This is a genomic window from Xanthomonas sp. LMC-A-07 (assembly GCF_030208825.1).
Lineage (GTDB): Bacteria > Pseudomonadota > Gammaproteobacteria > Xanthomonadales > Xanthomonadaceae > Xanthomonas > Xanthomonas campestris.
Window position 1 is genome coordinate 22469 of record NZ_JARVTF010000020.1, and the last position, 21067, is coordinate 43535.

Genomic DNA, 21067 nt, shown 5'->3' on the forward strand with positions numbered 1-21067 from the left:
CTAGGATGCGCACACTTGTCCGTGCCGCGGACGCCCCGGAGACCGCCATGCGCCTGCTGGTCATCGAAGACAACCGCAACATGGTCGCCAACCTGTTCGACTATTTCGAAGCGCGCGGGCACACCCTGGACGCGGCGCCCGATGGCATCACCGGCTTGCATCTGGCCACCACCCAGCACTACGACGCGCTGGTGCTGGACTGGATGATGCCGCGCATGGACGGGCCGGAAGTGCTGCGCCGGCTGCGCGAGCAGCATCAGTCCGAGCTGCCGGTGATCATGCTCACCGCGCGCGACGAACTGCCCGACAAGATCGCCGGCTTCCGTGCCGGCGCCGACGACTACCTGACCAAACCCTTCGCACTGCCCGAGCTCGAAGTGCGTCTGGAGGCGCTGCTGGCACGCGCGCAGGGGCGTCGCCGCGGCAAGCTGCTGCAGGTGGCCGACCTGCGGCTGGATCTGGCCACGCTGGACGCCACCCGCGCCGGTCAGGCGCTGCATTTGTACCCGGCCTGCCGCAAGTTGCTGGAGATCCTGATGCAGGCCAGCCCCGCCGTGGTCACCCGCCAGCGTCTGGAGCAGGCGCTGTGGGGCGACGATCCGCCCGACGGCGACATGCTGCGTTCCCATATCTACGAACTGCGCCGCAGCGTGGATGGCCCGTTCGCGCAAAAGCTCATCCACACCTTGCCGCGGCTGGGCTACCGGGTGGCCGCGCTGGAAGCCGCCGATGACGCCGCCACTGCCATCGAGTGCACCGATGGCTAAGCATCGCCCGCTGGGCCGGCGCGTGCTGGTCTGGCTGTTCGGCTACACCTTCCTGATGGTACTAGCCGTGTTCGGCACCGCGCAGTACCTGCACGAACGCGCCGAGCATGGCGTGTGGCGCTCGCTGCTCAATTCGGAACTGGACAGCATCCTGGACCGCAGCGCGCAGGATCCGGGCTATCGCTGGCAGGATTCGGACACCTTGCGGTTGTTTCGCGTGGACGGCAGCGCACAGGTGCCGCCGGCGCTGCGCAGCTTGCATCCTGGGCTGCACGACGATCTGGAGATCGCCGGCCGCCAGAGCGCGGTGATGGTGCGCGACACCACGCATGCCGGCCGCCTGGCGCTGGTGCTGGACATCACCGACTTCGAAGCACTGGAACACTTCCTCACCCGCTGGATGCTGGCCGCCGGCATCGCCTTGATCGCCATCACCGTGTTGATGGGCACCTATGCGATGGCGCGGCTGGTACGCCCGCTGGTGGACCTGGCACGCGACATCGGCGCATTGCGACCGGAGCGGCGCGACCAGCGCATTGCGGTGGGCCCGCAAGGCAGCACCGAGTTGTACGTGATCGCCGATGCCCTCAATGACTATCTCGAACGCAACGGCCAGTTCGTCGAGCGCGAGCGCGCCTTCATCGACAGCGCCAGCCACGAACTGCGCACGCCGATCGCGGTGATCGGCAACGCCGCCGAGCTGGCGCTGGAGCAACCGGACACGCCCGCCGTGGTGCGCCATCAACTGCAACGCATTGCGCAGACCAGCGGCGCGGTGGAACAGCTGATCACCTTGCTGCTGGTGCTGGCCAAGGACCCGGGCCGGCTGGTGCGCAGCAGCGACACGCTGCGCCTGGATCAATTGCTGCCGGAGATCGTGGCCGACCATGCGCACCTGTGCGCCGACAAGGACCTGCAACTGCAGGTCGCACCGCTGCCACCGTGCAGCCTGGTGGCGCCGGTGGCGATCGTGCAGACCGCCATTGGCAACCTGTTGCGCAACGCGATCGAGAACAGCGATCGCGGCATCATCCATATCGCGCTGGCGTCACCGGGCGTGGTGCAGATCACCGACCCCGGCCACGGCATGACCCCGGAAGAAATCAGTGCGATCTATGCGCGGCTGGCACGCGGCAACGCGCGTCAAGGCAACGGGATCGGCCTGGAATTGATCGGCCGCCTCTGCGAGCACCTGGGCTGGCACCTGCGCCTGGATTCCAGTGCGGGGCAGGGCACGGTGGCCACGCTGGATCTCAGTGGCGCGACACTGACCTAGCGCGCACCGCCGCGTTCGAACGCGGCACACCCATCACCCCGGCAACAGGCCGCGCGCAAGCAGCCAGCTGTGCGCATTTTCCGCATCCTGCTCGAACCAGGCGCGGGTCGATCCCAGCCGGTAGGTGTAGCCCCAGCTGTCCATGTCGGCCATCAGGCGCGCACTGCCCACGCCGGGCAACTGCGCCGCCAGCAGGATCTGCAGATAACAGGTGGCGTCTTCTTCATCCACCGAATCGGTGGCATCGGTATGCACGGCGGCACGCTTGTCCGGCGGCAGCACGATCAGATGCCCGGCCTCGTGCAGCATCGAATGCACCGGCGTGTCGTCGCGTACGTAGACATCGCAGCCGATGATGCCTGCTTCCGGCTCACCCCAGAAACTGCCGGGAATCGGCGCATCCGCGTCCACATGCTGCAGGCGTAATCCGTACCGGGCCAGCAGGGCAGCGGGCGCGTCCAGGCCGATATCGCCCACGCACAACACGGCATCGGCGGCAGGCAGGGAAGAAGAGGGGGAGATGCTCACGCGCAGGGCTCGCGGTAGATGCAGGCCGCGGCAGGGCGCGGCGGCGGGTGGACCACAACAACACGGCACCGTGCGCACACGGTGCCGTGCAGCTTACTTGTCGCCGTCTTCCGGCAGGGCGACGGTGATGTCGAGCACATCGTGCTCGCCATCCTTGACCAGATCCACCCGTACCGCATCGGCATCGATGTTGACGTACTTCTTGATCACTTCCAGCAACTCGCGCTGCATCAGCGGCAGATAATCCGGCCCACCGCGATGGTTGCGTTCCTGCGCGATGATGATCTGCAAACGGTTCTTGGCCGTCTCGGCGGTGTTCTTCTTGCTCTTGAGAAAATCGAGCAGGCCCATGCTTACCCTCCGAACAGCTTGCTGAAGAAGCCTTTCTTCTCCACGGAAATGAATCGCATCGGGCGCTCTTCGCCCATGATGCGGGCGACTGCGTCGTCATACGCCTGGCCTGCCGGGGACTCGCCATCCAGGATCACCGGCTCGCCCTTGTTGGAGGCGTTGAGCACGTCGCCGGATTCGGGAATCACGCCGATGGCCTTGAGCCCCAGCACTTCTTCCACGTCGGTGATGCTGAGCATCTCGCCGCCTTCCACGCGGCCCGGGCTGTAGCGGGTCAGCAGCAGGAAAGCCGGCACGTTCTTGCCTTCCTCGGCCTTGCGGGTCTTGGAATCGAGCAGGCCGATGATGCGGTCGGAGTCGCGCACCGAAGACACTTCCGGATTCACCACCACCACCGCGCGGTCGGCGAAATACATCGCCAGGAACGCGCCTTTCTCGATACCTGCCGGCGAATCGCAGACGATGTATTCGAAGCCGTCGGCGGCCAGGTCCTTGAGCACCTTCTCCACGCCTTCCTGGGTCAGCGCGTCCTTGTCGCGGGTCTGCGAGGCAGCCAGCACGTACAGGTTGTCGAAGCGCTTGTCCTTGATCAGCGACTGCTTGAGCGTGGCTTCGCCATGCACGACGTTGACGAAGTCGTACACCACGCGCCGCTCGCAGCCCATGATCAGGTCCAGGTTGCGCAGACCGACGTCGAAGTCGATGACGGCGACCTTCTTGCCGCGCCGTGCCAGCCCGCAGGCCAGGCTCGCGCTGGTGGTGGTCTTGCCAACGCCGCCCTTGCCGGAGGTGACTACGATGATTTCAGCCAAAGGATTTCTCCGAAATATTTCTGTGGTTGGGCTGCGTCAATCCAGCGCAGCGATCTTGATCTGATCCTGCTCCAGCCAGACCTGGACGGCCTTGCCACGCAGGTCCATGGGAACATCGTCCAGCACCTTGTAGTGGCCAGCGATGGCGACCAGTTCGGCGTGGAAGTCGCGGCAGAAGATGCGCGCGTCAGGGTTGCCCTGGGCGCCGGCCAACGCGCGGCCACGCAGGGTACCGTAGATATGGATGCTGCCGTCGGCGATGACCTCGGCGCCGGCACCTACCGTACTGAGTACGGTCAGGTCGCAGTTCTCCGCGTACAGCTGCTGGCCCGAGCGCACCGCGTTGCGTTGCATGCGGCCCGGCGCCGGCCGCGCCACGGGGGCGGCCGGTTCGGCGCGTGCAGGCGGTGGCGGGGGAGGCGGCGGTGGGCTGACCGCGGCGGTTTCGTACTGGGCGCGGAACTTGGCCAGCAACGGGATGCCGAGCTGCTGCGAGAGCAGGTCGATCTCGCTGGTGCCATAGGCCAGGGCCACCGGCAGCACGCCGGCGCTGCGCAAGCCATCGAGCAAGGCCTTGGCGGTGGCCAGGTCCGGGGTCTGTGCCAGGCCGCCGAAGTCCAGGATCACCGCCGCGCGGCCGAACAGCTTCGGCGCGCGGGTCACCCGGTCCTGCATCTCGCGCACCAGGCGCGGCACATCCAGGGTGCGGATGCGCAGGTTGGCAATGCCCACCTGGCCGATCTTCAGTTCGCCGGCCTGTTCAAAATCCACATTCACACTCGACACGCCTCAGGTCCCCGTCGAACGGTTGTCGGCGGCGGCGTGCCGCGGCCGTCCCACCCAGGGCAGCTCTTCGGGCAGCTTGCCGGCATAGGTCTCCTTGACCCACGGGTAGCTGCACATGTCTTTCATGAGCATGCTGGCGCGCACTTCCACGTCGGCCATGGTGTTCTGGCCCACTTCGCGAAAGCCGAAGCTGCCATGGAACAGCAGCGCCGCATCGGCGCCATGGTCCAGGAACACCTCGCAGGCCAGCTGCGGGTAGCGCAGTTCGGTGTAGCTCTGCACGTCCGCATAGAACGCACGGCCGACACCACCGCCGCGGCGGCGGCTGGCCACCACGATGCGGTCGATATAGAAGAACTCCGGGTGACGGTCCCGGAACCAGGCGAAATTGCTGCTGTCATGAGCACTGCCACTACCGAAACCGACCAGGAAACCGGCCAGGTTGCCGTCGCGCTCGGCGACGCGGAAGTATTCGGCCTGCTCGTAGAAACGCTGCAGTTTGGTTGAATCCAGCGGCAGGATCGCCAGTCCGGCATTGTTGTTCAGGGCCAGGACGGAATCGAGCTCGTGCTCGCGCACGTCGCGGATGACGATCGACATTGGGACTCCGTGGGGTAACGCTATCGACCCGAAATCGGATCTGCGTCGGATTATTACATGGCAGGCCTGAAGCGGCGACCTGACGTGACGACCATCGGCATGCATGACTTCCGGCAAGAGGGCAGCCGCAGGCGTTACGCCTAAGATGCGTGCATGTTGGGATACCTCAGTCATACGCGCGTCCTGCGCTTCGCCGGCCTGTTCACCTGGGCGATGATCGCCATGCCGTTGGTGTACACCTACTGGCCGGTTGCCGAAGAGGGCGACCACCGCAGCGTGGCCGAAGCCCTGCTGATGTCGGGGTTCTTCGTCGGCTTCGGCGCCAGCTACTTCTGGTTGACCCGCGGTTTGAACAGCGGCGGACACGCCCATTGGTACGACCGGCTGATCCTGCTGCTGCTCACGATCTTTGCGCTGGCGGTCAGCTATCTGAGCGGAACCGGGCTGGGCAGCATCCTGATGATGGTGGCCGCCGGTGTGATCCCCTGGTTGCTACCGCTGCGTATCGGGGTGGCCTGGCTGGTGCTCAGCCAGCTGGCCGTGCTGCCAGTTTTCTATTATTTGCGCCCGGATTTCACCTTGTTCGCTGCGTTGATGCAGTCGCTGCTGTACGGCGGCTTCTCGATGTTCATCTTCGTGACCAGTCTGGTCGCGCGTCAGCAGACCGATGCGCGCGAAGAACAGCGCCGCCTCAACGCCGAACTGCGTGCCACCCGCGCCCTGCTGGCCGAAAGCGCCCGCATCAACGAGCGCACCCGCATCTCGCGCGAGCTGCATGACCTGCTCGGTCATCACCTCACCGCGCTGAGCCTCAATCTGGAAGTGGCCGGCCACATCACCGAAGGCCAGGCCCAGGAACACGTACGCCAGGCCCATACCCTGGCCAAGCTGCTGCTCACCGATGTGCGCGAAGCGGTCAGCCAGCTGCGCGACAGCGGCGCCATCGACCTGGAAGCGGCGCTACGCCCATTGGTGACCCAGGTGCCGTCGCTGGATATCCATCTGGACATCGGCCAGCCATTGACCCTGGACGACCCCGAACGCGCGCATGTGCTGCTGCGCTGTACCCAGGAAATCATCACCAACGCGGTGCGCCACGCCGGCGCGCGCAATCTGTGGATCCAGGTGCGCCGCGATGCGGACACCGTATTGATCGATGCGCGCGACGACGGCCAGGGTGCCGACGCGGTGGCGCCCGGTAATGGCCTGCGCGGCATGCGCGAACGCCTGAACCAGTATGGTGGGCAGCTCGAGATTCAAACCCGGCGGGGTGACGGCTTTTGCCTGCGCATCTCCGTTCCAGGCGCGCCGGCACTGATGCCCGCGGCCATTACTCAAGGAGTGTCGTGATGATCCGTGTGTGCCTGGTCGATGACCAAACCTTGGTACGGCAGGGCATCCGCTCGCTGCTGGCCCTGGACGCCGGGATCGAGGTGGTGGCCGAGGCGGCCGATGGCCGGCAGGCGGTGGAGCAGATTCCGCAGATCCAGCCGGACGTGGTGCTGATGGACATGCGCATGCCGGTGATGTCCGGCCTGGAAGCGCTGCAGATGCTCTCGCGCAACGGCACATTGCCGCCGACCATCATCCTGACCACCTTCGACGACGACCAGCTGGTGCTGGCCGGGCTCAAGGCCGGCGCCAAGGGCTACCTGCTCAAGGACGTCTCGCTGGAGCAATTGGTCGGCGCGATCCGCACCGTGGCCGACGGCGGCTCGCTGGTGCAGCCGGCGGTGACCCAGCGCCTGCTGTCGGGCCTGGAGCACATGCGCAACGAGTTCGTCAGCCTCGATCGGCCCGACCCGCTCACCGACCGCGAGACCGAGATCCTGCGCCTGATGGCCAGCGGCTTTTCCAACAAGGAGATCGCCAATTCGCTGGGCGTGGCGGAGGGGACGATCAAGAATCACGTGTCCAACATCCTGTCCAAGCTGGGCGTGCGCGACCGTACCCGGGCGGTGCTGAAGGCGTTCGAGCTGCAGCTGGTCTGATGGTACGGAACCCCCGGCGTGCAGGGCGCCGATGCACGCTGGCACGGCGTTTGGCCGATGCGCTTGTTCATCGCGGCGCAGTCGTCTACATGAGTGAATGGAATAGGCTGCCTACCCGCAATGGCGAGGGAGTGCGTCCTGTGCATCACACGCGCTCGCGTCATCGCGTGCATGATGTCCGCGCGCAATCGCTGCAAACCCTTGTCCAGGTTGCGATTGCGCCTTTGCACCACGCGGCGCGAACGCGCGGATGACACCGCAGGACCGCGCTACCCGTCGCACAACTGAACATCTTTCTCGAAGCCTGCTAGGATGGCGGCTTCGCTTCACTCAACCCGGCCGTGGGATCGGCCCCGGAGACCTCCTGAATGACCCGTATTATCGAGTTCCTGATCGCCTTGGGGATCGTGGCTGGCTTGTTTGTCGTGGTGGGCTTGGTGTTGCCCTCGGAGCGGCAGATGTCCGAGAGTGTCGAGACCAACCGCAGGATGACGATTGTTTACGACACCGTGAACAGCTTCCGTCGTTTCAAGGATTGGAACCCGCTTGTGCTGCGTGATCCCAAGATCCAGCTGAAGCTGGCCGGCCCGGAAGAGGGCAAGGGTGCACGCGTTGAATACAGCTCCACTGAAGGCTACATCGGTCAGGGCAGCTGGGAGATCACCAACAGCGTCAAGAACGAGCGCGTTGAGATCTCGATCGAAGATCCCACCAAGGGCTACGACAAGGTCACCAACTTCACGTTGAAGCCGACCGGCAAGAACAACAAGAACGTGCGCATCACCCAGGACTACAGCGTCAAGTACGGCTGGAACCTGTTTGGTCGCTACGCGGGCTTGTACGTCAGCCGGCATGTCGGCGATGACCTGAAGCTGGGTCTGTCGCGCCTGACCACCGCGCTGGCCACCGTGCCGAACTTCGACTACCGCGCCGAGCTGGAAGGCAAGCCGGTGTTGAGCGATCTCAAGCTCGTCGATGTGCCTGCCGAGGACCTGCTGGTCGTCACCGCCGGCAACATCGATCGTGACAACGAGACGATCAAGAAGTCGATCAAGGACAACCAGGAGTGGATCAAGCGTGTCATGGATTCCAATGGCCTTGAGCCGTCGGGTCCGGTGCGTATCGTCACCACCGACTTCGCCACCGACAAGTACGCGTTCGATGTCGTGCAGCCGGTGCGCAAGAAGGCCGGCGGCGCTGCCAAGACCGATGCTAAGGCCGACACCGCCAAGGCTGACGACAAGAAGGACGACGCCGCTGCGGCTGCACCTGTCGACGCAACTCCGGTTGCCGCAACGGGTGAAGAGCTGAAGGTCAACATCCCGACCGAAGCACCGGTGAAGTACGAGCGCACCAAGGCGCACCGTTCCGCGTTCGCAACCTACGCAGGCCACATGGCCGGCCTGGATGCAGTGCGTAACTCGCTGCGCGCCTGGGCTGCCACCAGCGGCAACGACGTGACCGAGCGTCCGTACGAGTCGTGGAAGGGTGGGGTGGACAAGTCGTTCACGCAGGACGGTACCTACGACGTCTACTGGGCCATCAAGTAATCGTTTCACCACGATGATCTGATCCAGACGAAAACGCGCCGCATCCTTGCGGCGCGTTTTTTTTTGCGCTGCGGCGCTGCCTTTGGAACTGCCACCATGTCGTTGCCTGATCGTCGCAAAAAACATCCTTCGCTGCTGGCTTTTGTGGGGGCGCTGCTGGCCGCCGCCGCAGTGGGGCTATCGGCCTACGCCTCCCATGGCGTGGCCGATGCGCTGGTGCAATCGCGCCTGCAACTGGCCGCGCTGTACGCCTTCGGCCATGGTGCCGTGCTGGTGGTGCTGGGCGGTGCTGAGACCCGCGCGCTGGGCCGCATCGGCTTGTACCTGCTGTTGCTCGGCACCCTGCTGTTTGCCGGCAGTCTGGTCGGCGGCGCGTTGCTGCACTGGCCCACCAGCCTGGCGCCGATCGGCGGGGTCAGCCTGATGCTGGGCTGGGTGGTGCTGGCGATCGGTGCGTTGAGGCGCTGAGATGCCACGTCACGCCCGCGGCTTCGATGTGGAGGTGGCCTTCGCCCATCTGGCACGCCGTGATCGCGCGCTGGGGGCCTGGATGAAACGCATCGGCCCCATCGCCCCGCAGCCGGGATGGCGCAAGCCGTTCGATCCGGTGGACGCACTGGCGCGCGCCATCTTGTTTCAGCAACTGAGCGGCAAGGCCGCGGCCACCATTGTTGGGCGCGTGGAGGTGGCGATCGGTGCCAGCCGGCTGCATGCCGACACGTTGGGGCGCGTGGATGATGCGGCGCTGCGCGCCTGCGGCGTGTCCGGCAACAAGGCGCTGGCACTGCGCGACCTGGCGCGGCGGGAGGCACTGGGCGAGATCCCCTCACTGCGCAAACTCGCCTTCATGGAAGACGACGCCATCGTCGAGGCATTGGTGCCGGTCCGTGGCATCGGCCGCTGGACGGTGGAGATGATGTTGATGTTCCGCCTCGGCCGTCCGGACCTTTTGCCCATCGACGACCTGGGCGTGCGCAAGGGCGCCCAGCGCGTGGACAAACAAGCGCAGATGCCGACGCCGAAGGAACTCGCCGAGCGCGGCGAGCGTTGGGGCCCGTACCGCACTTACGCCGCGTTCTACCTGTGGAAGATCGCCGACTTCAGCATTGCCGCGAAGGTGCCGACGCCGCGTTCGCAGGAATGAGCGGCCACGCTGCGCCCTGCCTGCGCACGCGTCATCAGGCCGGCCACCAGCGCCAATGCCAGGGCTCGTAGACGATGCCGTGCGGGTTGTCGCGCGGATAGCTCAGCCGAAAACCAAAGCGCCCGGCATGCGTCTGCAGCCATGCGAATGCCGCGGTTGACTCGAAAAGTTCTTCGGCCGGCGGTTCGCCAGGCGTGCCGATATCCACCGCATCGCCGCTGTGATGTTCGCTGAAACCAGGTGCCGCGTTGACCGCCAGGATCTGCGCAAGTGTCAGGCCGCGCGCGAACTTGCGTTCGAAGATGCCCAGTTGATAGTCGTGGCTGCGATAGCCGGAAATGGCATCGAGGACCACGTCTTCGCGCAGCGCGGCCGCACGCAGTTGCCGCCACGCACGCGCAGCACCGGCGCTGAGCCACAGCGGGCGCGCAAAGCGATCGTGCCCGGCCAGGTGCAGCGCTGCCGGTTCGGCGATCAGGTCAAGCCCGGTCTGCGCCACATACGCATCGGCGCCAATGCCCAGCTGTGTCAGGCGGCGCTGCAGCCCGTCGATTGGCAGCACGGCATCCGGCGCCTGCGTGGTGCGGCGCGCGCTGGTGTGTAGCAGATCCAGCGCCTCGTCCAGGCCCGGCTCGCGGGCCAGGCGTGGGATCAGTGGCATCAACCCATGCGGAAGCTGCGCGGCGAGGTACTTGCCATCGCGCTTGCGCCGCAGCAGCCAATCGGCCTGTGCCAATACGCGTGCGTCGGCATTGCTGCGCGCGCGTAGCAGGGCAGCAGGAAGCAGTTCGATCGCGGTGGTGTTGAGCAGCAGGGACTGTGTCGGGCGCATCGCAATAGGGTAGGGCTAAGCGCGTTGCGCGGCCAGCTGCAGCCGATCTTGCAGTAGCTAGCGCGGCGGCCGGCCTTGCCCGCTGCATGCCACCGGCGCTGCAGTTCCACCGAGCCGCTGGCGCGATGGCCTCGTCACCTCAGAGTTCCTTCTTGAACACCAGCAGCGCCGCACTCAGCCGTGCCGGCATGATGCTGTTGACCAGCTCCCAGCCGAGGCTGCCCTGTTTGATCGGTTCGGCCTGGATGTCGTTGTGCTTGATGCCACCGATGAACGAAGGCTTCAACTCGAGGGTCAGGTCAGTCCAGCGCTTGCTCATGCGTGTGGTTCCTTGTCGGCGGGCGGCTTTGGCAGCCGCCCTGCCTTGCGCAAGGCATCGCGCAATACATATTCGATCTGCGCGTTAAGGCTGCGTAGTTCGTCATCGGACCAGCGCTGCACGGCTGCCAGCACATCGGCGTTGATGCGCAGCGGGTAGGCCTTTTTTTCGCTCACTCGCGCTCACCGCGGCCGCTGTGGCGGCGCAGGTGCATGACCATCGAGACGATCAAGACGTTGACGCCGATAATCATGCCGATCACCACTGCATAGATTCCGGCGCGGTTGTCGCCGGCCCAGTACAGGCAGGCGGCACCGATCAGGATTACCAAACTGATCAAGGCCCAGCGTAGGCCCAGGCCGCGTGCGCGGTCGTCGTCGTCCGCACCGATGGAGGCGGCGATCGCCAGTGCGGGCAAGCCGGACAGCGCGACCACCAACGGCACCATGACATTCATTGTTTCACCTCAATAGAGCGAGCCGGCGTTGACCACCGGTTGGGTGCCGCGATCAGAACACAACACGGTAAGCAGGTTGCTGACCATATGCGCCTTGCGCTCTTCGTCCAACTGCACCACGCCGTTTTTCTGCAACTCGGCCAGCGCCATTTCAACCATCCCCACGGCGCCGGCCACGATGCGCGAGCGTGCGGCAATCACCGCATTGGCCTGCTGACGCTGCAGCATGGCCTGGGCGATTTCCGGCGCGTAGGCGAGGTGGCTGATGCGCGCTTCGATCACGTCCACACCAGCCTGCGTGAGGCGCTCGTCCAGATGCCGCTTGAGTTGTTCGCTGATCTCGGCCGGGTGGCTGCGCAGCGAAATCTGGTCATCTTCGTGCTGGTCGTACGGATAGCTGGTGGCCATCGCGCGTAGCGCGGCTTCGGACTGAATGTGCACGAAGCTTTCGTAGTCGTCCACGTTGTACACCGCCTCGGAAGCATCCATCACCTGCCACACGATCACGGCCGCGATCTCGATCGGGCTGCCGTCGAGTTCATTGACCTTGAGCCGGCCGCTTTCGAAATTACGCACGCGCTGGCTGATCCGCTTCTTTGCATAGAAGGGGCTGTTCCAGCGCAGGCCCGGGTCTTTCACGGTGCCGACGTACTTGCCGAACAGGCTCAGCACCGCGGCCTGATTGGGCTCCAGGGTGTACAGGCCGGCGAAGAAAAAGATCCCGACCACCACGACTGCGAGCGCCGCGATGAAGCCGGCTGGCGTGATGCTCGCGGCGGAAATTGCACTGAGCAAATACCAGGCCATGCCCGCGAACGCGGCGCCCACGGCAAGGATGATGGGGATGCCTGCCAACGAGCCGATCGGCTTCTCTTTCATGAGGAGGGAGTCCATGTGGGTTCGTTGAAAAGATATCAAAGTGATATCAGTTTGTTCAAGGGCTGCCGCCATCTGCGGCAATCGCGCGTTCGTTAGAATGGCGGCCCCTCCCGATCTGGACCGCGCTCATGACCACTCTCGGCACGCCGTTGTCGCCTTCCGCCACCCGTGTGCTGTTGCTGGGCTCGGGCGAACTGGGCAAGGAGGTCGCCATCGAGCTGCAGCGCTTCGGGGTGGAAGTGATTGCCGCCGATCGGTATGCCAACGCACCGGCCATGCAGGTGGCGCATCGTTCGCACGTGCTGGACATGCTCGACCCGCATGCCTTGCGGGCGCTGATCGCCCAGGAGCAGCCGCACCTGATCGTGCCGGAGATCGAAGCCATCCACACCGAAACCCTGGTGGCGCTGGAGCACGAGCAGGGGCAGAAGGTGATCCCCACCGCGCGTGCCGCGCGTCTGACCATGGACCGCGAAGGCATCCGTCGTCTGGCTGCCGAAACCCTGGGCCTGCCGACCTCGCCGTATCGCTTTGTCGACACCGCCGCCGAGTACCGCGAGGCGATCGCCACAGTCGGGCTGCCGTGCGTGGTCAAGCCGGTGATGTCGTCCTCGGGCAAGGGCCAGAGCACGCTGCGCAGCGAGGCGGACATCGACGCAGCCTGGGACTACGCGCAGACCGGCGGACGCGCCGGCGCCGGCCGCTGCATCGTTGAAGGCTTCATCGATTTCGATTACGAGATCACCCTGCTGACCGTGCGTCATGCCGGTGGCACCTCGTTCTGCGACCCGATCGGCCATTGGCAGAAAGATGGCGACTACCGCGAAAGCTGGCAGCCGCAGCCGATGTCGGCCGCGGCGCTGCGCCGCTCGCAGGAGATTGCACAGGCGATCACCGATGAGTTGGGCGGCTGGGGGTTGTTTGGCGTGGAGCTGTTCGTCAAGGGCGACGAGGTGTGGTTCAGCGAAGTCTCGCCGCGCCCGCACGACACCGGCCTGGTGACGCTGGTGTCGCAGGAGCTGAGCGAGTTCGCGCTGCACGCGCGCGCCATTCTGGGCCTGCCGGTCGGGGCGGAGAACGGTGGCGTGATCCGTCAGAGCGGTCCCTCCGCATCGTGCGCGTTACTGGCGCATGGCAACGGTGTGCCGGTGTTCGACAACGTGGCCGAGGCCTTGCGCGACCCGGACACCGCACTGCGCCTGTTCGGCAAGCCGCGCGTGGACGGTCATCGCCGGGTTGGCGTGACGCTGGCGCGCGCCGACAGCATCGATGCGGCACGCGAGAAAGCGCGCGTGGCTGCCGCGGCGCTGACGATTCAGCTTCGCGATTAAATAACGTAGTTCTTGCGGGGCCTTGTGGGCATCGGCCTGACCGTTGCCCACGATTTTCAAGACTGCCTTGCTTTCAGATGGCGAGATTGGCATGCAGCCAACGTGCAGCAATCACGAAACATTGCTTCGTGGACCATGGTGGCTACACCCGCATTACATCCGTTGCGGGTGAGACCAAACCACTGTCAGACAGTGATCTGATAGGCATCCGTCTGCTCCATCGAAGGCGTCGGACGCAGGGGGCATGTAAGTCGAACTGCAAGTTTCAGGTCAAGGCCCTTGCAGGGTGTGGTTGGCTCTGCTCTTGCTGTATCTGCCTTTGCTGTTCGCCGTGCGCGCGTTCTGCCGCAGCCTGGACCCAGTTCTGACTGCTTTGCTCCAGCGGTGTATTGAGTGCAGCGACAGTATCCACATGGGCACGCAACTGGTCATGCGGTCCCAGTGAGTTGGGATTGTTCTGTACCGCAAACGCATGTGAGGCGTCCTCGCTTAGACGCACGTCGTCGATGCGGTTCATGCCCATTTTGCAGGATTGCACCGCCAGGCAACCAGCCAGGTTGTCGCTGCGCGCATCCGATTGCCGGTTGTTTGCCTGATCCAAAGCTTGCACGTGGGTCTGTGCCTGGGCGAACAGCGTGTGCCCAGGATGATCGGGATTACGGAGTGACGGCAGTTGCTGCTGATCGCTCAAGAGATGTTGTTGGATCGATCTGTCTGCCGGAAGCGGATGCCGAACCTCTTTGTTCAGCGGGCTTTGCGGAAACGGTGCCTCAATGCTTTCCACGCCATGAATATTGCGCAAGGGGCGGTAAGCATCTTTCCCCGAGCCTTCAACCGGCAAAGGGATGCGAACGTCCGGAAGCAGTTGTCCGACTCCGCCAGGCCCAAGCAATCCATTCACATCAATGCTCTTGTTGCGATGGAGCCCGGCATGATTGAGTGCAGCCCAGGTAAAGTCGACACAGTTGTTGCGCACGTCCCTGTACTCTTTGTCGAACCCCAGTTTTTCCGGCTCTTCACCGAATTTTTGCAGTTTTTCATACTGCTCTTTGCTTATTTCAATCGTTCTGGAATAGGCAGGGTTATGGTATTCCTTAGCGTCTGAGTTATAGATTTTTCCTGGTCCGTTCATCTCGCCGTGCGTGATGGGAGCAAATCCATAACTAATCGGTTTGCTCTTGCTATCGTCAAGTATAAAAAACATGTGCCCTGGCCCGGAATTGGCCGGTTCGCCATCTATAACCTGCTGTTCGCCGTTTTTATATAGCGGGGTGCCAGGCGCCGCGATAACAATCGTTACAGTGTATTGCTGCTTATCCATCTCTTGCTCCATGTGAGATCTCGAGGCTATTTCGAGGAGGTCCATCTCTTTTGAACGGAAACCTGTGCAGTGGGGTCTTTCAATGTTGGATTGCTTGGCTGTGTGGAGATGTCAATGCGGTAGCGGCCGTAACTTTCTAGAGGTAGGCTGCATACAACCCAGTCACTTGAGTTTGAAGTATGGGCTCCAATGTCGATGTATTTTACTTCATCCTTTCCCTTTCTCCAGTCGAAAAATTTTTTCCTGCTGGGTTCCTCCCTCATATATTCTTGAAATGCATCTTCTGTTTTTATTTTTAAGCATCGGTCTCCCACCCACTTGCATGCCTCAACTTTAAGCGCATATCGCACGGGTGATTCGCTTTTGTTTAACATCGTGACTGGGTCGATAGATCCCTTGCGACTTAGTGTCAACCCGACGATATAGGGCTGCGTAAGGTTCACGTTGTCCGGTGTGGCTTCGAATTCAAAGCGCACATGTTCGTCCGTGGCATCCACGCGAAATGGTTGACTGAGAAAAAGGTCTTGTTTCTCGGACTGCGGCGCTTTGCTTGCGCCACAGGCAGCCAGCATCGTAGCGATCACGATTGATGACCAAAAACCCCGCACGCGGGAACGCATATCCTGCAAATTTGGTCTCATCCGGTTCTCATTGCAGACAGGATTGCGTCAGAGTGTAACCCGCGATCTGAAGCCGACTAGGCCTGCCTTGTGTATACAGGGATGAGGTGATGTCTGGCGCCTGTAAAAGCTGAAATACCGAGCTTCGTCACTGCTGGCTGGCAGGCGGCAAACCACCAGCCAGCTTGTTGCCACTATCGGCCCAGGCGGGCGGGCGCCGCCTGCCGTCGCCGGGCGTCATTCATAAAATCTCTCGGATGCTGGTGGCCCTTACTTCCCAGCCACATCCACCCACACCGCATGATGGTCGCTGCCATCGGCGATTGCGGCATCCGGCGAGGTGCTGGCGGGCCAGAAGATGCCACTGCCGGCCAGGGTGAACTGACGCGAGGGCAGTACGTAGTCCAGCCGCATCGTGCCCGCCTGCGGGCCGAAGTCGCCGGTGACCTGGTGCGGGTCGCCGGTATGCGCAATGCCTTGTGCGGTGTATTCGGCGGTTTTTTCCGGGCCACCGGCGCTGACGGGTGTGGGGTACTGCAGTACGCGCGGGTGATTGATCAGCGCACGGATCGCTTCATGCCGGCCGGCGCCATCGATGGGGTCGTTGTTGAGATCGCCCAGGATCACGAAGTGCGCATCGCGTTCCAGGCCGCCACAGCGGCCCTGGTCGTCGCACAGCCAACGCGTGGTGTCGGCGGCGTTGTCCAGGTAGGCGCGCCACACTTGCAGTTCGTCGTGGTTGCGCGCGGCATTACGCTTTTCCGCACCGTCGAATACCGGCGGCGTGGGGTGCGAAACCAATGCGTGCACCACGCCCAGCGGCGTGCGCACCGGCACGTCCCAATGCGATTTCGACGAAAGCCGCAGCTGTGCCCAGATCGCATCGTTGTAGAACGAGCGCCGGGTGGCCGGGTCGACCGGGCGCAGTGCACCCGGCAGCGCGCTCCACTTCAGCAACTGGAAACTGCGCACCGCCTGTGCATCGATCGGATAGCGCGACAGCACCAGCATGCCGTATTGGCCCGGGTGCAGGCCGTAGCCCCACGCATCGTTGCCACGGCTGCGGCCATCGCCGCCAACGCTGCCGTTGTTGTCCAGGTCCAGGCCGCTGGGCACGCCGGTATTGACCGGCGCCAGGTAGCGATATGGATACGACAATGCGTCGCCACCGCCGGGCTGGGCCACTTGCAGATAGCGTTGCTGGAATAGATCAGCCGCACGATGCGCAGGGTCGAAATCGAACTCGTTGAGCAGCACCAGGTCCGGGCGCACGCGCTGCAGCACGGCGGCGATCTTGCGCGCATGCGCGCTGTCGCCCTGCAGTTCACGCACCAGCCCGCCGGCCTCGTCGGAGTACAGCGAGGTGTTGTAGGTGGCGATGCGCAAGTGGGCGGCCGTGGTGGATGCAGCGCTCTGCCCGGTCGGGGCGGTACGGTGGGCACAGGCGGTGCAAAGCGCGGCCAATGCAAGCAATAAGACGGGTCTGATCATGGCGCTATTCTCGCATGGAGCATGCGACAGACCGATGTCGCGTGGCGCTATCGGGCCGAGCCCTGGGCCGCGGGCAGGCCGCGCCAATGACGGCCGTCGTAGGCTTCCAGCGCGTTGAAGCGGCGCTTGTAATTCATCTTGGCGTGGCCTTCGATCCAGTAGCCCAGATACAGGTGCGCGCGGCGTTCGCGTCTGGCCCACTGGATCTGTTCGAGGATGGCAAAGGTGCCCAGGCCGCGTGCAGCCGCATCTGGTGCGTAGAACGTGTACACCGCCGACAAGGCGTGCTCGGTGACATCGGTCACCGCCACCGCCAGCAGCCGGCCGGGCACATGCTCGACGGCCGGTTCGCGGATTTCCAGAAAGCGCCCGTGCGACCAACCGCCGATCAGGAACTGATCGAACTCGACCGCACCGTGCGTGTCCATGCCGCCGCCCGGATGCCGGTGCTGCAGATACTGGCGATACAGCGCCAGCTGCTCTTCGGTGCGTTCGGCGGCGACCACACGCACCACCAGATCCTGGTTGCGCGCCAGGCAGCGGCGCTGGCTGCGGTCGGGGTGAAACGCATCCACGGCGATGCGCACCGGCACGCAGGCGCGGCAGCGTTCGCAATGCGGGCGGTACACCAGATCGCCGGAACGACGAAATCCCCACGCCAGCGCCTGCGGATAGATCGCGCCCAGGCGTGGATCGTGCGGATCCAGCACCAGGTCGCGTGCCTGGCGATCGGACCAATACCCGCAGGCATGCTCGCCGGTCTGGAACAGGCGCAGGTCGTCGTGGGTGTCGGCATGGATGGCCATGCGCGCAGGATAGCGCCTGCGCGTTGCGACGGCGGCGACTGTCCGCTGGATGAATGCGCCCGGTTGGCGCGTCAACGGCGGCGGCAATCGCCCGTTGATGTGGATGTTGGTGGCAGCGCACGGCGCGTCCGGACGCACCACCCACGCGATGCGGCCCATGCAGTGCCGCGTGTGGTTTTCACATCCAAGGAGTTTCTCATGACGTCCCGCAAACCGTTTCTCGCCCTGGCCGTACTGGCCGCGCTGTCCACCGCCAGCGCCTTCGCTGCCACCCCGCCTGCCGCAGGCGATGCACCGCGCCCGGCCAAGCTCGACACCAACGGCGATGGCGTGATCGACCGCAGCGAAGCGGCCGCCGACCCACGCCTGGCCGCCAAGTTCGACAGCCTGGACACCAACAAGGACGGCAAGCTGTCGCGCGACGAACGTCCGCACCGTCGCGGCCCGGGCCGTGATGGCCGCGGCGAAATGTGGGCCAAGCTCGATGCCAACAAGGACGGGCGCATCAGCCGTGACGAAGCCAAGGCCGACCCGAAGTTTGCCGCACGCTTCGACCAGATGGACATCAACAAGGACGGGTTTGTCGACCGCGCCGATCGCGAGCTGCGCATGCAGCAGCACCGTGATGCCTGGTTCGCCAAGGCTGACACCGACAAGGACGGCAAGCTGAGCAAGGCCGAGTTCGATGCGGCGTCCAAGTTGCGCGGCGAACATGGTCCGCGGGGTGAACACGGCGAGCGTGGCGAGCATGGCAAGCGCCCGATGCCGGCCAAGCCGGCGGCCGGTAACTGATCGATAGGGAGGCCCACGCATGCCCTGACGAGAGGGGCTCAGCCAGGGCGTGTGGCGATGACTGGCAACACGGACAACACACGTAGTCGCAACTCAGCAACACCGTAACAAGGCGCCGATCGACCGACGGCCTTCTGCAACTGCAGGAGGCCGTTTTTTGTTTGCAGCGCGCAGTCTCAGCGACAACGTAGCCATGCCCGCATCACACCAGTCCCAGCACCCCATAGCGGTAGGCGATGGGCACGATGACCGCAGCCAGGCTGACTGCAATTGCGCTGCGGCTGAACATGCAGCGGTACAGTAACGGCGGGCGGGTGGTGCCGCGTCGACGCGCGTCGCGCTCCAGCATCGGCTGCATGATGCGCGGCAGGGTGCCCAAGGTGTGGTAGCAGACCACCGACATGCCAACTGCCAGCGCGCAGAGCGCCAGCCACGTGGGCGCACCGAACACCCGCAGCAACAAGGGCGTTCCGCAGGTCAGTGCAGCGGTCAAGGTGCTCAGGCGAGTGAAGCCGCGAATCGCAGCGGCTTCCCGCACGGTGGCCGCAAAGCGCAACAGATACGCGCCAGACATGTAGGTTGTCAGCGTCACGAACGTGATCGCGAGCAGCGCAATTGCCATCGGCATGCCGAGCAGGACGCTCAGCGCACCGGCGGCGCTGCCACTGGTCAACGCCGATCCGCTCAGGCCGCTGGCACCCAGTTTGCCGACGCCGCCGAGACTGCCAATCCCCCCCAGCGCAATCGCCGCGCTTGCCGTTCCGGGCGCGGCGAGCATGGTGGCAGCGGTCACCGTGGTGGCGAAGGCCACGCCCGGTGCACTGCCGCGTGCGAAGGTGCCAAAGCGCTGCAGCAGTTCGTTACGCACGGTGGCACGGGCGCGCGACAGGCGCTTGCGCACCGCCGCATCGCTGAGCCCGAGCAGGCTGGCCACCTGCTGCGAGCGCTGGCCCTCGCGGTAGTACAGCAGCAGGATCTCGCGGCTGTCGTTGGGTAGCGCGGACATGATCTCCAGCGCGGCGCGCTCTTCTTCCACCTGCAGGGCCTGTTCGGCCGGCGAGGGCGAAGGGTCGGCGGCCATTGCGATGGCCAGATCCGCCGCCTCACCGCTCAGTGGGCGATGCCGGTGGCTACGCAGCCAGTCGCGCGCCAGGTTGCGGGTAATTTGCCGCAGCCAGGGCAGGAAGCTGGCCGGTTGATGCAACTGCGCCAGCCGCTGCCACGCACGCAGGAATGCTTCCTGCGCGATGTCCTCGCTGGCCGCCACATCGCGTGTGATCGCCAGGGCGATGGCGGTGACCGTGTTCTGGCAGGCAGTGACGATACGGCCGTATGCCTGCTGGCAACCCGCCGCGGCGTGCGGCAATTCGTGGCGGAGCATCGCGTCCAGGGTGTCGGCGTGCATCGTCGGAATCCGTGTCCAGGTACCAGCATGACGCAGTTGCCCGGCGAACGTGACCGCTCGCTGTGTCAGCGCGCAAGCGTGCTGGACTGGTTCCCTGGAGCCGTTGCATTACTTGGAGCAGCTATAAAACCTACTGCGCAGCCGCCAGGCGGGCGCGGCCGGTGCTCGGAATCCTCATGTACGCCCGTACATTCCGGTTCCTCCGCGCCGTCCGCACCCATCTGACGACTGCTCGCTCCGTTTTGTTAGCCGCTCTTAGCTATGGTCGCCAGATCGACCGAGGCATCGTGGCCACGTCGTGCGATGACCAACGCTCACCACGATGCCGGGCGATGCGCATTGGCGCCTGCGCGCCGATTGGCCACGCGACAATCAGCTGGCCGGCTGGATGCGGACCCGTGTCTGGTCTTCTTCCGCGGCGGGCGCTTGCGGTGTTTTTGCCGGCGCCGGTTGCACTGCCGGCGTGGCCGCCGGTGCCTCGGGCGCGGCGCGGTGACGCATCACCACCACCATGGCAACGGCGCCGATCACCAGCAACAGCACCAGCCGAATCCGCCAGGCCCAGCTGCGCGCGCTGGTGCTTGAACCGGTCTCGCCCTCGCGGAAGGTGTATTCCACGTTGGGCATGTCGCGGCGCGTGGTGTCCAGCAGGCGCGCATCGCGCAACAGTTCGCGCGCACGTGGCTGGTCATTGGCGTGCACGATCCACACGGTTGGATGCGCCTGCGCATTGCCTTGTTCGAGATAGCTGAACTGGCCGCTGCGCTTGCTCTGGTAAGACCGGCCATTGCTGATGCGGATCTCGATTCCGGCATTGCGCAGCAGGTTGGCCACGCCCTCGGCGGTTTCGATCCGTTGACTGCTGAAAATCTTGCGCATTAGGGCGTGCCATCGATGTCTGTCGCCACTGCGCTGGGCGCGCAATTGCTTTGAACGGGAGAAAGAAAAGGGGCTGGCCGTGCACTGCGTGCCACGTTTGCGCATAGGCGAATCCGCGGCAGCATGCAGT

At 64.5% G+C, this 21067-nt stretch carries 25 protein-coding genes and 1 other RNA gene; 10 read left to right on the plus strand and 16 right to left on the minus strand.

Going from position 1 to position 21067, the window contains the following annotated elements; genetic code table 11:
* Positions 1-47: 47 nt before the first annotated feature.
* On the plus strand, positions 48-767 hold the full coding sequence (locus tag QRM89_RS18640; protein ID WP_011036320.1) for a response regulator transcription factor: 720 nt from the start codon (positions 48-50) through the stop codon (positions 765-767).
* Positions 760-2043, plus strand: coding sequence for a HAMP domain-containing sensor histidine kinase (locus QRM89_RS18645; RefSeq protein WP_012438974.1), 1284 nt, complete (start codon positions 760-762; stop codon positions 2041-2043). Before QRM89_RS18640 ends, QRM89_RS18645 begins: the two co-directional genes overlap by 8 nt.
* A gap of 33 nt (positions 2044-2076) precedes the next feature.
* Here the strand turns inward: QRM89_RS18645 and QRM89_RS18650 are convergent, their stop codons facing one another.
* The 5 genes from QRM89_RS18650 to QRM89_RS18670 all read right to left on the minus strand — a co-directional run bounded on the left by QRM89_RS18650 (position 2077) and on the right by QRM89_RS18670 (position 5120).
* On the minus strand, positions 2077-2577 hold the full coding sequence (locus QRM89_RS18650) for a hypothetical protein (protein ID WP_285448819.1): 501 nt from the start codon (positions 2575-2577) through the stop codon (positions 2077-2079).
* A gap of 87 nt (positions 2578-2664) precedes the next feature.
* On the minus strand, positions 2665-2922 hold the full coding sequence (gene minE / locus QRM89_RS18655; protein WP_011036323.1) for a cell division topological specificity factor MinE: 258 nt from the start codon (positions 2920-2922) through the stop codon (positions 2665-2667).
* Between the two features lie 2 nt (positions 2923-2924).
* Complete coding sequence (minD, locus tag QRM89_RS18660) at positions 2925-3734, minus strand: septum site-determining protein MinD (protein WP_011036324.1); 810 nt, start codon at positions 3732-3734, stop codon at positions 2925-2927.
* Between the two features lie 36 nt (positions 3735-3770).
* Positions 3771-4520 carry a septum site-determining protein MinC gene (minC, locus tag QRM89_RS18665; RefSeq protein WP_012438972.1) on the minus strand — a complete coding sequence of 250 codons (750 nt, stop codon included), beginning with the start codon at positions 4518-4520 and terminating at the stop codon, positions 3771-3773.
* A gap of 3 nt (positions 4521-4523) precedes the next feature.
* Entirely contained in the window at positions 4524-5120 is a 597-nt protein-coding gene (locus QRM89_RS18670; RefSeq protein WP_011036326.1) for a GNAT family N-acetyltransferase, read from the minus strand.
* A 153-nt stretch (positions 5121-5273) separates the two neighbouring features.
* Between QRM89_RS18670 and QRM89_RS18675 the strand changes: the two genes are divergently transcribed.
* From QRM89_RS18675 to QRM89_RS18695, 5 genes are all read left to right on the plus strand, one after another.
* The gene (locus QRM89_RS18675) at positions 5274-6470 is read left to right on the plus strand and encodes a sensor histidine kinase (RefSeq protein WP_285448687.1); all 1197 of its coding nucleotides are present in this window, start codon (positions 5274-5276) and stop codon (positions 6468-6470) included.
* Entirely contained in the window at positions 6470-7111 is a 642-nt protein-coding gene (locus QRM89_RS18680) for a response regulator transcription factor (RefSeq protein ID WP_011036328.1), read from the plus strand. Before QRM89_RS18675 ends, QRM89_RS18680 begins: the two co-directional genes overlap by 1 nt.
* A gap of 368 nt (positions 7112-7479) precedes the next feature.
* A complete protein-coding gene (locus QRM89_RS18685) occupies positions 7480-8661 on the plus strand; it encodes an SRPBCC family protein (protein WP_012438971.1) in 1182 nt (393 codons plus the stop codon).
* A gap of 96 nt (positions 8662-8757) precedes the next feature.
* Positions 8758-9129, plus strand: a complete 372-nt coding sequence (locus tag QRM89_RS18690) for a DUF423 domain-containing protein (RefSeq protein ID WP_029629014.1) — start codon at positions 8758-8760, stop codon at positions 9127-9129.
* 1 nt (position 9130) lies between these two features.
* On the plus strand, positions 9131-9805 hold the full coding sequence (locus tag QRM89_RS18695) for a DNA-3-methyladenine glycosylase (protein ID WP_162275419.1): 675 nt from the start codon (positions 9131-9133) through the stop codon (positions 9803-9805).
* A gap of 34 nt (positions 9806-9839) precedes the next feature.
* On the opposite strand, the gene QRM89_RS18700 is transcribed toward QRM89_RS18695, so the two are convergent.
* The 5 genes from QRM89_RS18700 to QRM89_RS18720 all read right to left on the minus strand — a co-directional run bounded on the left by QRM89_RS18700 (position 9840) and on the right by QRM89_RS18720 (position 12292).
* Positions 9840-10637 (minus strand): M15 family metallopeptidase, encoded by a 798-nt coding sequence (locus QRM89_RS18700; RefSeq protein WP_285448688.1) that lies wholly within the window; start codon positions 10635-10637, stop codon positions 9840-9842.
* Between the two features lie 139 nt (positions 10638-10776).
* On the minus strand, positions 10777-10956 hold the full coding sequence (locus QRM89_RS18705; protein ID WP_285448689.1) for a hypothetical protein: 180 nt from the start codon (positions 10954-10956) through the stop codon (positions 10777-10779).
* Positions 10953-11132: a hypothetical protein gene (locus tag QRM89_RS18710; protein WP_011036334.1), complete on the minus strand. Its 180-nt coding sequence runs from the start codon at positions 11130-11132 to the stop codon at positions 10953-10955. Before QRM89_RS18710 ends, QRM89_RS18705 begins: the two co-directional genes overlap by 4 nt.
* Entirely contained in the window at positions 11129-11413 is a 285-nt protein-coding gene (locus QRM89_RS18715; RefSeq protein ID WP_011036335.1) for a hypothetical protein, read from the minus strand. Before QRM89_RS18715 ends, QRM89_RS18710 begins: the two co-directional genes overlap by 4 nt.
* Before the next feature lie 9 nt (positions 11414-11422).
* A complete protein-coding gene (locus QRM89_RS18720; RefSeq protein ID WP_115004167.1) occupies positions 11423-12292 on the minus strand; it encodes an SPFH domain-containing protein in 870 nt (289 codons plus the stop codon).
* A gap of 128 nt (positions 12293-12420) precedes the next feature.
* On the opposite strand from QRM89_RS18720, the gene purT reads away from it, so the two are divergent.
* Positions 12421-13623, plus strand: a complete 1203-nt coding sequence (gene purT, locus QRM89_RS18725; RefSeq protein ID WP_285448690.1) for a formate-dependent phosphoribosylglycinamide formyltransferase — start codon at positions 12421-12423, stop codon at positions 13621-13623.
* Between the two features lie 265 nt (positions 13624-13888).
* On the opposite strand, the gene QRM89_RS18730 is transcribed toward purT, so the two are convergent.
* The 4 genes from QRM89_RS18730 to QRM89_RS18745 all read right to left on the minus strand — a co-directional run bounded on the left by QRM89_RS18730 (position 13889) and on the right by QRM89_RS18745 (position 18020).
* Entirely contained in the window at positions 13889-14944 is a 1056-nt protein-coding gene (locus tag QRM89_RS18730; protein WP_080869879.1) for an XVIPCD domain-containing protein, read from the minus strand.
* A gap of 26 nt (positions 14945-14970) precedes the next feature.
* Positions 14971-15585, minus strand: coding sequence for a hypothetical protein (locus tag QRM89_RS18735; RefSeq protein ID WP_225041309.1), 615 nt, complete (start codon positions 15583-15585; stop codon positions 14971-14973).
* 249 nt (positions 15586-15834) lie between these two features.
* Entirely contained in the window at positions 15835-17055 is a 1221-nt protein-coding gene (locus QRM89_RS18740) for an endonuclease/exonuclease/phosphatase family protein (RefSeq protein WP_285448691.1), read from the minus strand.
* Positions 17056-17102: 47 nt separating this feature from the next.
* Entirely contained in the window at positions 17103-18020 is a 918-nt protein-coding gene (locus tag QRM89_RS18745) for an arginyltransferase (RefSeq protein WP_274348471.1), read from the minus strand.
* Between the two features lie 39 nt (positions 18021-18059).
* Between QRM89_RS18745 and QRM89_RS18750 the strand changes: the two genes are divergently transcribed.
* Complete coding sequence (locus tag QRM89_RS18750; RefSeq protein ID WP_274348472.1) at positions 18060-18653, plus strand: EF-hand domain-containing protein; 594 nt, start codon at positions 18060-18062, stop codon at positions 18651-18653.
* A gap of 202 nt (positions 18654-18855) precedes the next feature.
* Here the strand turns inward: QRM89_RS18750 and QRM89_RS18755 are convergent, their stop codons facing one another.
* Complete coding sequence (locus QRM89_RS18755) at positions 18856-20058, minus strand: sigma-70 family RNA polymerase sigma factor (RefSeq protein WP_274348473.1); 1203 nt, start codon at positions 20056-20058, stop codon at positions 18856-18858.
* A 176-nt stretch (positions 20059-20234) separates the two neighbouring features.
* On the opposite strand from QRM89_RS18755, the gene QRM89_RS18760 reads away from it, so the two are divergent.
* Positions 20235-20309, plus strand: a non-coding RNA gene (locus tag QRM89_RS18760) — sX9 sRNA.
* Positions 20310-20430: 121 nt separating this feature from the next.
* Here the strand turns inward: QRM89_RS18760 and QRM89_RS18765 are convergent.
* Complete coding sequence (locus QRM89_RS18765) at positions 20431-20937, minus strand: DUF2007 domain-containing protein (RefSeq protein ID WP_285448692.1); 507 nt, start codon at positions 20935-20937, stop codon at positions 20431-20433.
* Between the last annotated feature and the right edge of the window lie 130 nt (positions 20938-21067).

What these genes read in the sequence shown, in the direction of transcription:
- QRM89_RS18640 (WP_011036320.1), top strand. Translation starts at nt 48, where the DNA reads ATGCGCCTGCTGGTCATCGAAGACAACCGCAACATGGTCGCCAACCTG.
- QRM89_RS18645 (WP_012438974.1), top strand. Translation starts at nt 760, where the DNA reads ATGGCTAAGCATCGCCCGCTGGGCCGGCGCGTGCTGGTCTGGCTGTTC.
- minE (WP_011036323.1), bottom strand. Translation starts at nt 2,922, where the DNA reads ATGGGCCTGCTCGATTTTCTCAAGAGCAAGAAGAACACCGCCGAGACG.
- QRM89_RS18670 (WP_011036326.1), bottom strand. Translation starts at nt 5,120, where the DNA reads ATGTCGATCGTCATCCGCGACGTGCGCGAGCACGAGCTCGATTCCGTC.
- QRM89_RS18675 (WP_285448687.1), top strand. Translation starts at nt 5,274, where the DNA reads ATGTTGGGATACCTCAGTCATACGCGCGTCCTGCGCTTCGCCGGCCTG.
- QRM89_RS18680 (WP_011036328.1), top strand. Translation starts at nt 6,470, where the DNA reads ATGATCCGTGTGTGCCTGGTCGATGACCAAACCTTGGTACGGCAGGGC.
- QRM89_RS18685 (WP_012438971.1), top strand. Translation starts at nt 7,480, where the DNA reads ATGACCCGTATTATCGAGTTCCTGATCGCCTTGGGGATCGTGGCTGGC.
- QRM89_RS18690 (WP_029629014.1), top strand. Translation starts at nt 8,758, where the DNA reads ATGTCGTTGCCTGATCGTCGCAAAAAACATCCTTCGCTGCTGGCTTTT.
- QRM89_RS18695 (WP_162275419.1), top strand. Translation starts at nt 9,131, where the DNA reads ATGCCACGTCACGCCCGCGGCTTCGATGTGGAGGTGGCCTTCGCCCAT.
- QRM89_RS18700 (WP_285448688.1), bottom strand. Translation starts at nt 10,637, where the DNA reads ATGCGCCCGACACAGTCCCTGCTGCTCAACACCACCGCGATCGAACTG.
- QRM89_RS18705 (WP_285448689.1), bottom strand. Translation starts at nt 10,956, where the DNA reads ATGAGCAAGCGCTGGACTGACCTGACCCTCGAGTTGAAGCCTTCGTTC.
- QRM89_RS18715 (WP_011036335.1), bottom strand. Translation starts at nt 11,413, where the DNA reads ATGAATGTCATGGTGCCGTTGGTGGTCGCGCTGTCCGGCTTGCCCGCA.
- QRM89_RS18720 (WP_115004167.1), bottom strand. Translation starts at nt 12,292, where the DNA reads ATGAAAGAGAAGCCGATCGGCTCGTTGGCAGGCATCCCCATCATCCTT.
- purT (WP_285448690.1), top strand. Translation starts at nt 12,421, where the DNA reads ATGACCACTCTCGGCACGCCGTTGTCGCCTTCCGCCACCCGTGTGCTG.
- QRM89_RS18730 (WP_080869879.1), bottom strand. Translation starts at nt 14,944, where the DNA reads ATGGATAAGCAGCAATACACTGTAACGATTGTTATCGCGGCGCCTGGC.
- QRM89_RS18735 (WP_225041309.1), bottom strand. Translation starts at nt 15,585, where the DNA reads ATGAGACCAAATTTGCAGGATATGCGTTCCCGCGTGCGGGGTTTTTGG.
- QRM89_RS18740 (WP_285448691.1), bottom strand. Translation starts at nt 17,055, where the DNA reads ATGATCAGACCCGTCTTATTGCTTGCATTGGCCGCGCTTTGCACCGCC.
- QRM89_RS18745 (WP_274348471.1), bottom strand. Translation starts at nt 18,020, where the DNA reads ATGGGCCGCATCGCGTGGGTGGTGCGTCCGGACGCGCCGTGCGCTGCC.
- QRM89_RS18750 (WP_274348472.1), top strand. Translation starts at nt 18,060, where the DNA reads ATGACGTCCCGCAAACCGTTTCTCGCCCTGGCCGTACTGGCCGCGCTG.
- QRM89_RS18755 (WP_274348473.1), bottom strand. Translation starts at nt 20,058, where the DNA reads ATGCACGCCGACACCCTGGACGCGATGCTCCGCCACGAATTGCCGCAC.
- QRM89_RS18765 (WP_285448692.1), bottom strand. Translation starts at nt 20,937, where the DNA reads ATGCGCAAGATTTTCAGCAGTCAACGGATCGAAACCGCCGAGGGCGTG.